Origin of the sequence: Baaleninema simplex PCC 7105 (assembly GCF_000332355.1) — a bacterium.
Classification (GTDB): domain Bacteria; phylum Cyanobacteriota; class Cyanobacteriia; order Cyanobacteriales; family Geitlerinemataceae; genus Baaleninema; species Baaleninema simplex.
In genome coordinates this window covers 1,647,547-1,660,600 of record NZ_KB235958.1, presented here as the reverse complement: position 1 = coordinate 1,660,600, position 13,054 = coordinate 1,647,547, and the positions used below count along the sequence as shown (strand labels likewise).

The 13,054-nt window shown below is 54.4% G+C and carries 7 protein-coding genes; 3 read left to right on the top strand and 4 right to left on the bottom strand.

What is annotated here, in order from left to right; all coding sequences use genetic code 11:
- The first annotated feature begins 36 nt into the window (after positions 1-36).
- Positions 37-1,449: a glycosyltransferase family 2 protein gene (locus tag GEI7105_RS0109345; RefSeq protein WP_017660213.1), complete on the top strand. Its 1,413-nt coding sequence runs from the start codon at positions 37-39 to the stop codon at positions 1,447-1,449.
- A 251-nt stretch (positions 1,450-1,700) separates the two neighbouring features.
- Here GEI7105_RS0109345 and GEI7105_RS0109340 read toward each other — a convergent pair whose 3' ends face one another.
- The 3 genes from GEI7105_RS0109340 to GEI7105_RS33305 form a co-directional block, all read right to left on the bottom strand.
- Complete coding sequence (locus GEI7105_RS0109340) at positions 1,701-3,755, bottom strand: DNA polymerase III subunit gamma/tau (protein ID WP_017660212.1); 2,055 nt, start codon at positions 3,753-3,755, stop codon at positions 1,701-1,703.
- An 823-nt stretch (positions 3,756-4,578) separates the two neighbouring features.
- Positions 4,579-5,334: a peptidylprolyl isomerase gene (locus tag GEI7105_RS0109335; protein WP_017660211.1), complete on the bottom strand. Its 756-nt coding sequence runs from the start codon at positions 5,332-5,334 to the stop codon at positions 4,579-4,581.
- Positions 5,335-5,413: 79 nt separating this feature from the next.
- The gene (locus tag GEI7105_RS33305) at positions 5,414-7,702 is read right to left on the bottom strand and encodes an Ig-like domain-containing protein (RefSeq protein WP_017660210.1); all 2,289 of its coding nucleotides are present in this window, start codon (positions 7,700-7,702) and stop codon (positions 5,414-5,416) included.
- A gap of 1,024 nt (positions 7,703-8,726) precedes the next feature.
- Here GEI7105_RS33305 and GEI7105_RS0109315 point away from each other — a divergent pair.
- Both GEI7105_RS0109315 and GEI7105_RS0109310 read left to right on the top strand, forming a co-directional pair.
- A complete protein-coding gene (locus GEI7105_RS0109315; RefSeq protein WP_202804393.1) occupies positions 8,727-9,665 on the top strand; it encodes a hypothetical protein in 939 nt (312 codons plus the stop codon).
- Between the two features lie 53 nt (positions 9,666-9,718).
- Complete coding sequence (locus GEI7105_RS0109310) at positions 9,719-10,624, top strand: class I SAM-dependent methyltransferase (protein ID WP_017660206.1); 906 nt, start codon at positions 9,719-9,721, stop codon at positions 10,622-10,624.
- A gap of 137 nt (positions 10,625-10,761) precedes the next feature.
- Here GEI7105_RS0109310 and GEI7105_RS0109305 read toward each other — a convergent pair whose 3' ends face one another.
- A complete protein-coding gene (locus GEI7105_RS0109305) occupies positions 10,762-12,597 on the bottom strand; it encodes a ShlB/FhaC/HecB family hemolysin secretion/activation protein (protein ID WP_202804392.1) in 1,836 nt (611 codons plus the stop codon).
- Between the last annotated feature and the right edge of the window lie 457 nt (positions 12,598-13,054).

Here is a 13,054-nt window from a genome sequence, read left to right as displayed (position 1 = left end):
TCGAGTTGGTGAGTGCAGCGAACGCAACTCTAAACTATGCCTGCAAATTTTTGGTTCGATCGGAATTCGTCTCGAGCGGGGGAACCGCTTCAAGCTATATTGTTCGACCGCGAGGATGAGGAACGCAAAGGTGGTGAGTCGGAGGTGCCAGTCTCCTATCGCGGCTATGCCGGACGACGGCGCAAAGCAGCTATAGTCTTGACGCTGGTGTGGGGTGGAACGATCGTTTTACATTCGGTGTCTTGGGGTGCTTGGTTCGTCATGGGACTGACGGGACTGTTGGGGTTACACGCCATGCGGTTAATCTTCGCCACGCCTCGCTCTGAGGTCTCGTGGGGTCGCGATCTCGATCGATCTCAACTGCCTTACGTTTCGTTTCTCGTGGCGGCGAAAGATGAGGAAGCCGTCGTCGAATCCCTCGTCGAAATGTTGTGCGACCTCGATTATCCTGAAGACTGTTACGAGGTTTGGGCGATCGACGACAACAGCAGCGACCGTACGCCGGAACTGCTCGATCGCTTGGCACAGCGTTACGATCGCCTGCGCGTCCTCCACCGCGACGGTACGGCCCGAGGCGGCAAGTCCGGCGCTCTCAACAACGCCCTACAATTTGCTAAAGGAGATATCGTCGCGGTGTTCGATGCGGACGCCAAGGTGAATTCGGATTTCCTTTGGCGCGTGTTGCCCCTGTTCGAGCGCGATCGCGTCGGTGCAGTGCAGGTTCGCAAAGCCATCGACAACGCCAACGATAATTTTTGGACGCAGGGTCAAACTACGGAAATGATTCTCGATGCCTACGTTCAAGAAAAACGAGTCGCCCTCAGCGGTATCGGCGAACTGCGAGGCAACGGTCAACTGATCCGTCGCAGCGCCCTCGAACGCTGTGGCCATTTCAACGAGGAAACGATTACCGACGATTTGGATTTGACGCTGCGCCTCCATCTCGATCGCTGGGATATTGAATGTGTGACGCTACCTACGGTGTCGGAAGAAGCGGTGACGCAACCGCTCGCCCTCTGGCACCAACGCTCGAGATGGGCCGAAGGTGGCTATCAACGTTATCTCGACTACTGGCGACTGTTGTTCGGTTCGCGGCTGAGTTTTGCGAAGCGGTTGGATTTGTTCGTCTTCGTGTTGATGCAATATATCCTCCCGACGGCGGCACTTCCCGATTTGGTTATGGCGATCGTCCGTACCCGCTTACCTATCTTCAGTCCCCTGACCACTTTAACCATCGGCCTGTCGATGTTGTGGATGTTTTTAGGATTGCGTCGTTGCGATCGCCTGCACGGAAAACAACAACCCCTGTGGGTTATTTTGCTCCAAAGTCTGCGCGGAACCCTCTACATGATGCACTGGCTCGTCGTCATGGCCAGTACCACCGCTCGTCTCGCCGTGCGTCCCAAACGACTCAAATGGGTCAAAACGCTCCACCAGGGACATCGGTGATGATGAGATGACGGGACGAGGCTTAGTGGTGCAGAAAAGTCCTGAAACCCTTGTTAGAAAACATATCGCCGTATTAAAGGGTTGGCCGCAAAATCCCAGATCGGTAAATGGCTGCCTGAGATCCCCGGCATCTTGGAGATGCCGGGGATCTGGCTTGACTCCCAATACAGATTTCATGTATTTTGTCAATCCCCGATCTCGAAAAGTTTTCTGCACCACTGAGCGGGATGATGAGATGACGGGACGAGGAGCTAAAACTCAAAATCTAGATCGTCGTCAACCGATACGACATCCCCGTTGAAAAATTCAGCAAAGCGATCGGCCACGTTGCTGAGTTCGTCTTCTTCCCACACGCGAGACTCGTTGGGAGCCGGTGCGTGCTGAACCGGATCGTTGTGTGCTGGGGGAGACGGCGTCGTGGCTCGCGTGTCCCAGGGGGGATTGTCGGAACTCGACGGTTGGGATTGGCTCGCAGCGATCGGTGGCGACGGCGTTGGTGGGGCAACTGTTTCAGTTGTCGGAATGGGTCGAGCCTGCGGCGTTGGAGTTGGCACGACAGGGGGTTGCTGAGGCTGGGGTGGCGGTGAAGTCTGATGGACGGTACGGGAAGACTGCGCCGAGGCGGGAGCGTTTCCACGGTTGGCTTCGAGTTGGACGCGAACGGTTCGTTGATATGTCCGCTGAAAGGCCGCTTCGATGTCGGGAACTTTTCGTTCTGCGAGTTTCATCAACCCCGAACTGACGCCGATTTGGGCGATGGTTCCGTCGAATCCCAGTAATTGACCCTGTTGCCGCAATAATTCTTGCGTCGCTCGCATTTTTATGTTGTCGAGAACCTGTTGCCAAATCTGGGGCAGATCGTAAGCGACGGGTTCTGAGGAGGTCGGTTCGTCCGCCGCGTCGTCGGGTTCTGACGGGACGGGTTCGTGGGTGGTGGCGGGAGGGGTTGCGATCGCCGGTTCGGAAGGGGGCTGAGATGGCGCAGTCGAGTTTGCTGAAGCGGGTTCTTCGGCTTCAGGACGAACGGGGGACGATGGCGTCGTTCCAGTTGCGGCGCGATCGCTCTCGTGGGTTTGAGGAGATGCGATCGCGGTTGTCGTGGGTGGCGTCGCGGTTTGGGGTGTCCCACCAGAGACGGTTGGCGGCGCGATCGCTCTGGCGGGCATTGTCGCGGGCATACTGGGGGCAGTCGCTTCAGCGGTGGCAGGGTTCGACGCTGACGGCAACAATCCCAGTAAGCTCACTTCTAACCACAGTCGCGGTTGGGTGGTGTTTTTGATTTGAATCTCGCACTGACGAAGGTGTTGGGAACCGCCCAAAATTATCGAGGCGTCCCACTGCTGGGCAAATTCGCACAGCTTCGCCCACGTCGGCGGCGTTACAGCGACTAAATCGCTGCGATTCGGGGCTGTTTTGGCAATTAACAGGTCTCGGTAAAATCCGGCGAGGTTCTGCACGACGATGGGGGGTTCTCGTCCGCGATCGAGCAGGTTGCGGCAGCGTTCGAGGACGGACTGGGGATTGTTGGAAGCGATGGCTTCGAGGAGATCGAACAAGTCTTTTTCGGGAACGGCACCGACTAAATCCCACACGCGATCGACGGTGATGCGTTCGGGGAGCAAACTCAGTTGGTCGAGCAAACTTTCGGCGTCTCGCAAGCCGCCTTGGGAAATTTGTGCGACTAGGGTAACGGCGTCGTCGGCTATGGCGATCGCTTCTTTTTCGGCAATGGTTTTGAGGTGGGACACCATAGCCTCGAGGGGAATTCGGCGGTAGTCGAACCGCTGACACCGGGAAATAATCGTCGGTAAAACTCGCTGTGGATCGGTGGTGGCGAGGATAAAGATAACTTGCTCTGGCGGTTCTTCTAGGGTTTTTAGTAGGGAGTTGAACGCCGCCGTACTCAGCATATGGCATTCGTCGATGACGTAGACTTTATACCGACATTGGACGGGGGCGAATTGGGCGCGTTCGATGAGTTCGCGAATGTTATCGACTCCGGTATTGCTGGCGGCGTCGATTTCGATGACGTCTAATGCCGATCCGTTGGCGATCGCTCGGCAGGTCGGGCAGGTTCCGCAAGGGGTAGCCGTGGGGCGATCGACGGCTAAGCAGTTGAGGGATTTCGCCATGATGCGGGCGCTGGAGGTTTTCCCGGTTCCTCGCGGCCCGGCAAATAAGTACGCTGGAGCGATACGCTGTTTTTCGAGGGCGTTGGTGAGGGTGCTGGCGATCGCTTCTTGGCCGACTAAATCGCCGAAGGTGGCAGGACGATATTTGTGGTGAAGGGGTTCGTAGGTCGTCATCTCGGGATTTGAGTTAGGCGGAGAAATCGCTAGTTCGGATGGCAAAAAATCGTCGGACAGCACACTAAAATCGAAAAGAAATTAGCTTATTTTTTGTTTAATGCTCGATCGAAGCATTAATGTAATTTTGATAATCGTTGTTTTTTTTAAAATTATTTATTTGACATAAAAAAACAGAAATAAAACACTATTTTATTTGTAGTTTAAATCAAAGAAATATATTTTTGGGATTTGTTTTTTTCTTGATGGTTCAGCTCGCGATGGATTGGCAATAAATATTGTACGATTATAAAAACTTAAAAAACACGGCATTTCAAGGCAATACCCGGCCGTTCTTTTGCCGAGTACTTCAAAATTGTCTTTATCAAAACTTATAAAATTTTATGAAATTCTCAACGCTGAGCGGAGTCGAAGCGTTGTTACTTACAAATAAATCCGTGTAAGCAATAGAAAAAGCTTACCTCGGCAACCTTGTCATTTTACGATTATATCAAATCTACCGCGATCGCAAAATATATTTTGGGAGGTCGCGATCGGCAACTCTGCTAAACGCTGAATTGACGCGATAAAAACGTCTCATTTAGGATTTTCGCTGAGTTTTGGCAGTCGTTGGCGGGGTTGAGTGTAAAACTGGTGCGATCGCCACACCGACGATCTCGTCCACCTCCTCAGCTCGGCCAGAAACAGAAATGAACTGACGCCGATCGCGCCGCACAACGCTCCCCCTCAGGCCAGATCGCCAGAGAGGGATCGCTTATCTTAAACGAAAACGGGCAAATCCGATAGGGGCGTCGGTCGGCGCACCGTCGAGAAAACCCGGAGATTACTCGATATTGAGCTTGATTTTCTTATCTTTGAGTTGTTCTTGGAGCCACTGCGCGAAAAAGCGATCGTCGAGTTGGCGTTTGAGCTGACCCTCTAACGCCGCCGGGAACCACTGCTCGATTTTCAACAGGATGTAGCGACCTTCCGTTTCGATGGGGCCGACTAACTCACCGACCTCGCGACCGCGCAACTGTTCGCGAATTTCCGGGGGAAGTTGTCCCATCTGCAACGTTCCCATCAAGCCGTTGGCGTTGCTGTCGTTGGTAACGGAATGCTGTTTCGCCAGCGCCTCGAACGTCTCGGTTTCCGCCTCGATGGAGGCGCGAATGTCGTCGGCCAGGGTTCTCGCTAACACGACGATTCGCGACAGCATCACGCGATCGAGATCGGGTTTGTTTTCCTGAAAGTAGGTGGAAACGGTCGCGGCGATCGTTTCTTGCTTGAGCTGTTCGATACGCAGCGATTCGGCGGCGCGATCGCGAAACTGTTCGTAGGTGAGATTTTGGCTTTTGAGCCACTGCTCGAAGCGGCCGGGTTCGGTCAAGCGGTTTTGAATGCGGAAGTTGACCAGAGCCTGCTCGATTTGCTGAGAATCCACCTCGAGGTCGCTGCGCTCCTGTAGGTGTTGTTCGATGACGTGACGATGCAGGATATTTTGGATGAATTTCGGTAGGTCTCCGGTCGTATTGAGGTAGGAGATCGCTTTTTTCAGGGAAATCGCCTGGTCGTCAATGGTAATAAAATTTTCGCTCACAGTCGCTCGCTCTCTAGGACTAACATTTTCAACGCTGCCATTTTGACATTTTCGGTTCGATCGCGACTAGAGGTACGCCCTAGAACACGAAAATATCCTCGGCGACGAAGAAGGTCGTCGTGGGAATCGCGGCGATTTGTATCGGTAGCGTCGCCCCGATCCCGTCGGGGTCGTAGAACAGCGCCCCCCCCAACGTAGAGAGTTGGAAAATAAAGCGATCGTCCGCGTCGCTGGCTGCTCCGAAGGCGAACCGTTCCGAACCTAAAACGCCGGGAGTCAGTCCGCCACCGAAGCCGCTGGCGGAGACGAAAATGCGATCGCCGCCTCCAGTTCCGAAAAACGGCTCGAAATCCACCAAGGTATCGACTCCCTCGTCGGGGCTGTCGAACACGAAGATATCCGCTCCCGACCCCCCTTCGAGAACGTCGTTTCCAAACCCCCCGGCGATCGCATCGTCGCCGAGTTCGCCAGAGACGATATCGTCTCCGTCACCGCTGAAAATCGTTTCGTCGCCGACATTACCGAAGATCGAGTCGTCTCCCTCTCCCGTCACGAGAACTTCAACATCGATGGGAACGGTGACGATGTTATCGGAATCTTCTTCAATGACGATCGTATCGATCCCGTTTCCGCCAAAAAACAGATCCTGCACTTCGCCGAACATAATATCGTCGCCGTCGCCGCCGTCGAGGGTGTCGAGGCCGTCATCCCCGACCAAACTGTCGTTTCCAGCTTCACCGCTGAGGCGGTTGGGGTTGTCGTCGCCGCCGAGGGTGTCGTCGCCGGGGGAGCCGATGACGTTTTCAAATCCGAGAACTGTGAGGGTGTCGTTGAGGGTTTGGTCGTCCGTTTGGCTCAAATCCACCGCGACGGGGTCGGTTAACACTAAAACGTCATTTCCACCGAGAGCGTCTTGGGTAGCGATCGCGTCTCCGAAAACCGTGACGGTCGCCGCCGCCGTTCCGCCGTTGTTGTCGTCGATGAGGTAGCCGAACTGTCCCGATCCCGTGGAGAAGAAAATATCGTCGGGTTCAAAGACGATTGCGCCGAGGGCTGCATCGCGAAACGCCAATCCGCCGACGAAAGGCGCGATCGCCCCGACAACTTGCAGCGTATCGCCGTCGGGGTCACTGTCGTTGGCGAGGAGTTGGCTGTCGGGAATCGAGACTCGGACGAGTTCTCCGTAAACCAGGGTGTCGTCGTCGGGGGTTCCCAGAATGTCGGTAGGACTGAGGGTGTCGTCGGTGGCGGTGGGGGGTTCCGGAACGTCCGTGAGGTTGACGGCGATCGTTTCGTCGAAGCTCAAGCCTCCGGGGTCTGCGACGCGAACGGTAATGTCGAGGCTGGGGGTGGTTTCAAAGTCGAGGAGGCTTCCATCGGCCACGACGATCTGGTTTCCGTTGAGGACGAAGCGTCCGCCTGCATTGTCGATGAGGGTGAAGGTGAGGGGAGCGTCGCCGTCGGGATCGATCGCGTCGAGAGTACCGAAGACGGTTCCCGTGGGGCTGTTTTCGGCCAGGTCGAGACTGGGCGGATCGATGAGAATGTCGATCGGGGGTTGGTTGGGTTGGGTTTCGTCGATATCGTCGATTTGGATGTCGAAGGTGTCAGTGAAACTCAGTCCGCCGCTGTCGGTGGTGCGGACGGTGACGGTATGGACGGTGTCGGTTTCAAAGTCGAGGAGGGTTCCATCTGCGACGAGGAGTCGATCGCCGTCGAGGGTAAAGCGTCCGCCTGCATCGTCGAGGAGGGTGTAGGTGTGGAGGTCTCCCGCATCGGGATCGGTGGTGGTGAGTACGCCGACGAGAGTGTTGTTGGAACTGTTTTCAAAGACGCGATCGCTCGATAGGTCGAGGGCGATCGGGGGAGCGTTCGCACCGCCGGATGGCTCGAAGTTCAGGGTGAGGTCGAAGTCGTCGAGTCCGAGTTGGTTGGCCAGACTGCCGATCGCGATCGCTCGCCCGTCGCCGACGAAGTCGAGTACGACGGTTTGGAAGTTCCCGAATTCACTGCCGCCGCCAAAGTTCGGGGCGGTTTTGGGTAGCAGGGTGGTTTGGAGGAGGGTTCCGTTTCCGTCGCGAATTTCAACGGCATGGTTGAGGTGGGGCGAGGTGTAGCGTAGGGTCAGTTGTCCGGAAACGATGGCGGGCAGGCTATTGTTAACGCCCACTTCGATGGCATCGCCGTCGGTATAGGTCAAAATCGTGCGATCGCCGGTTTCTTCAGCGATCTCGAAGTTTCCCTGTCCTCCCGCTTGGCGATCGATCAGGCTAACGGCGTTGCTAGAAAAGGTCAACCCGCGATCGGCGTATCGGTTGCCAATGGGGTCGAGGTCGCCGAGTTCTGCGAAATCGAGTCGAACGTCCATGATTTTAGGGGAGTCGAGTTAGAAGGTTGGGGAAACGGACTGGATGGTGTGTTTGAGAAAATATAACTGTTTCTAACGTTGGGGATTGAAAAATTGAGAGCGGTAACCTCTTGCTCTGTGGCTGAGGATACTCGATGCTATTCCCAATATATATCGAATTGTCTGCAACGGCACAATTGAGTTCGCAGTTAGATATAAAAGTAAGATAGAATGTTTTTTGTGTTTTTTGAAAACTGTCTCTATTTCGATTTTTGATAAAAATTCAAAGCTTTTTTTGTTCGCGATCGCCTGAATACTTTATAAGACTTATTTCTGAACTTACCTCAAACAAATATTCTAAAAATAATAATATTTGTAGCGATTTATACAGACAAATAGAAAAGTATTTTTAGTAAGTGACAGTTCTTTAATATTGGAACGAACGAACTGGCGGAACTGAGAAAAAGGCGATCGCTTGCGTATTTACAGGAAAAGAAAGTCGCTGGTCGAGTTATCCGAGGTTTGCTAACCGATCGCGACTTCAGATTGTTTGAGATCCAGTCGAGGCGGCGATCGCAGAGTGCGGGAACGAACGAGAACTAATTTCGTCTGTTCTGAGGTCGATCCTATATTAACTGTGAAACCAGGAGGTTGCAGATATGAAACTCAATAGGATACGCCAGAGAATTTCAAGCAAATCTCAGATCGCACATAGAAAATATATCGAACATCTCGCGGTGGCTGGAATATGACTCTAAATCGAAGAATTTAAAATTTAAACTGTAATAAACTTCCCGTAACAGCCTCGTTTTTTATTTTCTTGCATTTTGAAAATCGCGTTTAAAATCTCAATCGAGACGCGAAATTTTCTCATGTCAAAAAATATTGTAATTAGAACGAAAAACAGAAAATTAAAAAAAATAATTTTCGACGCAAATTGTCTGGAAAAACTTCCAAGGCTTGTGAGTGTTAAGAAGAAGCCAAGCGAGGCCGTTCGACACGAACCGGCTTTCATCTTGTTTTCAACAAAACCTAGGAGAGTATTATGAGCGCAACAAAAGTCTTGCAGAGCGAGCGATCGCCCAACTTAAAAGCTCGAACCATGATTCGCTTAAACGGACGGTTGAGTACCTCCCCCAACGCGATCGAACGACTGATGCGTGGCGATATCACCCAGCGATTTAGTCGATTTCGTTGGTTTCGCCAGTCCTACAGTTGGCTGCAAAATATTCGCCAAAAACTCCCTCTCGGCGTCGAGACAAACGCCTTTAACCCAGGATCGCCCGTCGTCCTCGCAGACGCCTCCCTCGGCGAAATCGTCTCGGAAGTCAAAACCCACGCCGTCGCCTTCGGCTTGCGAATTCCCGAGGCGACTGTTTCGGCCTGTCTGAACTACGCCAACCGAACCGCATGTACCGAACCCGGTTACGATCGCCCCTTTTTTATCGGCGAACTCGACGAAACCGGCCGCTTACCTGACGGACACCGTCCCCTTCGGGCCCTGGCGATCGAACCCGAAACCTGTCCGGGGGTTGCAGAAGTCGCCAGCGATCCCCTGCTACATCAAATCGCCTCGACCTATCTGCGGTATTCCCCAACGCAAATCACCAGCCATCTGACCTGGAGTCTCGCCTCAGACTTACCCGAAACCGAACTTCGCACCGGCTATCCGCCGACGAACTATCACTACGACATCGCCGGATACAACTTCGTGACGGCTTACTTCTACATCACTCCCGTCGCAGACGAACTGTCCGGTCCTCACGTGATGGTTCGCGGTTCCCACCACCATAAACCCTTGGGAATGTTACTGAAGTCTGGACGTCATACCGACGAAGCGATCGCAGCCCGTTACGGTAGCGATCGGGAACTCGTCATTTGCGGCGACGCTGGATTTGGCTTCTTTCAAGACCCCTCTTGCTTCCACAAACTCAAAGCCCCGACTCGCCAGCATCGCCTGCTGCTGCAAGTTCGCTATTCCTAGTCGCCATAGTTTTTCCGTTCGATAGGTTTCACCGACGACTTTTATCTGAAACGATGACCTATAGCACTGTATCCGTTATCTCCTCTCTCGAGGATGCCTTGCACGAGGGCGTGACGCCCGAGTACATCGATGGAATTTCCTGTACGAGCGTTTCGCCCGATCGCCTCACTCTCGCTTTAGCTGCGAACGCTCAATACTTTGGCCATCCCCAATGGGGGCGATCGTACTTCGAGGCGTGCCATCGCGATCGCGCGTTTATCGATCGCTGGCAGGCGGCCACCGGTTCCTGGGACGATAAAATCGTCGTCGATATCGGTTGCGGTCCGGGGAACGTTTTCGCCTCCGTCGGCGGTCGTCCCAAACTGTTAATCGGTGTCGATATCAGTTTCGGGGCGTTAAAAATGGCCGCCGAACTGGGCTATCAACCGCTTCTAGCCGACGCGCAACAGTTACCCTTGCGATCGCAAATTGCCGATATCGTCGTCGTCAACGCCACCCTGCATCACTGCGACGACATGACCCAAGCCTTGCGAGAAGCCGCACGTCTGGTCAAACCCGGTGGCGTCTTGGTGTGCGACCACGACCCCCAACAAACGGCGTGGCATTATAAGGGACTGGCCCGGTTTATCTGGGAAGCCCGTTTGCCCCTCTATCGCTGGATCGAACGGGGCGGTCACGCCTCCAAATGCGAGCAAGAGTGCGCCCTCGCCAGCGAAGCACACCACGTCCCCGGCGACGGCGTGACGGCGGATTGGTTTCGTTCGGTTCTCGATCCTGTGGGCTTTTCTACCCGCATCTTTCCGCACAACCACGACCTAGGGGCGGAAATTTTCCAGGGTAACATCGGGCGATCGGCGTCCAAATACCGCATCGCCCAGCGTTTCTCGGGAATCGACCCCGATTCTCCCGAAGCAGCGTTGTCGCTGATGTGCGTCGCCCAAAGGGAGGTATCGAAATGACCGGGAGATGGGGAGAACGTTTCACATTATCTCCCCATCTCCCCATCTCCCCATCTCCCCATCTCCCCATCTCCCCATCTCCCCATCTCCCCACTGGTGACTGGTGACTGGTGACTGGTGACTGGTGACTGGTGACTCTAAAACTCGTATCCGACGCTGAAGTAAAACCCGTCATCTTGTATGTTCTCGCCGCGATCGCTCAAATCGACGAGGGGAACGCCATAATCGACACGAAGGACGAAGCCGGGAAAGGCTTCCCAAATTGCCCCAACTCCCAAACCCACTAAAAATCGTTGGCTCGCTTGGGCGTTGGGGTTATCGTCGTGGTTCCACACCGCCCCCATGTCTAAAAAGGGCAACACTTGCAGTTTTGGCAGTCCCGAAGCGTCCCGCAGCAGGGTAATTCGGTCTTCGATGGAGAAGCTAAAGCCGTTATCTCCCGCCCGGACGTTTTGGCGATAGCCCCGTAACGACTGACCGCCGCCGATGACGAACTGTTGGGAGGGAAGCAGGGGATCGGGGGATAGTTGGGCGAACAGGCGAGCGATGAGGAGGTGGTCGTCTCCGAGGCGTTGGATGCGTTGGAACTGTCCCAACCAACTGAAAAACTGCCCGTCCGGGTCGTCTCCCGAGTTGATGGTGGCGTCAAACATTCGGGTTCCGAAGCGCATTTGCGATCGCAATACCCACGCCCCGCTCGTGTCCCGACGCACGTAATCTTGACTGAAGCGGAGCGATCGCGTGCGACTGCGGCCGTCTTCGTCGGGGCCGATACCGAAGGGTTCGGGGTCGTCGTCGAGAAAAGTTTGGCTGTCTTGCCAAGAAAACCCCACCGATAGGGCAAATTCTTCGCGAGGGGTACGAATCAAGGGCTGTCGAAAATCGATTTCGTAGAGGTTCGACTCGCCGCGAATGTCAAATTCATCGAAGGGGGCTTGGGTGATTTCGTTGCGGTTCGGGGAGACGCGAAACTGAAGCGTTCCCTCCATCGGGTTGACGGGAATGCGGTAAGCGATATCGAAGAAGTCTAACCCGTTGGTGTAAGTAAAGTTATATTCAATGTCGATTTCGTCGCCGAACCCGGCCAAGTTTCGATGGCGCACGCCGAGGATCGCCCGTTCGCCGCCGACGCTAGGGGGCGAGTAGTTGTCGGTGGCGACGCGGAACCCGAAGGGATTGGCTTCGGTGACGCGCACGACGAGCAAGCTTTCGCCGATGTCGTCTCCGGCCCGCAAGCTGGCTTCGACGCTTTCAAAGAGGGGATCGGCCCGCAACAGGCGCAATTGGTCTTCAAGGGCGGCGGTATCGAGAGGAACGTCGGCGGCGAGTTCGATGCGACTGCGAACGAAGGATTCGCTGAGTCGTTCGGTTCCTTCGATGCGGATTTCCCCGAGACGCCCTTCGATAATTTGGATGGTCACGACGCCCCCTTCGATATCTTGGTTGGGGACGATCGCGCGAGAGGTGATGTAATCGCGATCGAGATATTCTTGGGTAATGGCGTCGGCGACAGCTTGTAAGTCTTGTAACGTCACCTCTCGCCCTTCGACGGCGGCGGTGAAGGCGCTCAGTTCTTCGGGCGTGAAAATGCTACTTCCGACGACTTCGACCGTTTCTACGAAGAATTGAGGTGCGTCGGGATCGGTTTCGGGAGTCGGGGGAGGCGGTTCGGGTTCAGTCGGTAGGGTTTCGTCGTCCGGTTCGAGGGGTTCGGCTTCCGGTTCGGGCGATCCGAATCGATCGCCGGGATCGGGTTCGGGATCTGTTTGAATCGGCGGAATCGACGGCACGTTTTGGGCGTGCTGTTTTTGGGTCGGTTGCTGCGTTTCCAGCCCGAACGAGCGCTTTTTCGGCATCTCTAAAAGCGCTTGAGTTGTTTTCGGGACGACGCGAGCGGACAAAGATTCAGCAGTTGACAGCCACGTTATCGCAAGTCCGACACTGACACCACACCACGATCGCCAACCTTTCACTCACGCCTCCTCGATTTGTCTGTGGTTGTTATTTCCTACGACGATACCACCCTCTCAGGAATTCGCTATGCAGCTCAGTTTTCCGACCCGTCGCGATCGCCTTGCGAAACTGCCAACATTAATCTCTAAGGGGCCTTCCGTTATGGCCTGTCGGCTGTCGGCTATAACGAGAGGGGAATTGGAGGACGGGGTGTTTTGGCTTTAAACATACGCTTTGAGCCGATCGACGGTCACACCGCCACAGGAAGCCACGAAATAAGAACCTGTCCAGGTAGTAATGAGGAGTAATGTTACTTTTTTTGAATCCTTATCACGAAAGGATCGTAACTGACCAGCATCATTAGAGTTATCAATTTCTGAATTTACCGAATTGGGCTGAGACTGGCGATCGCCCGCGACAAGACGATGCAGTAGTCAGAGACAGTTCGGAATCTTAAAAAAATCTCGAAAAACTAGA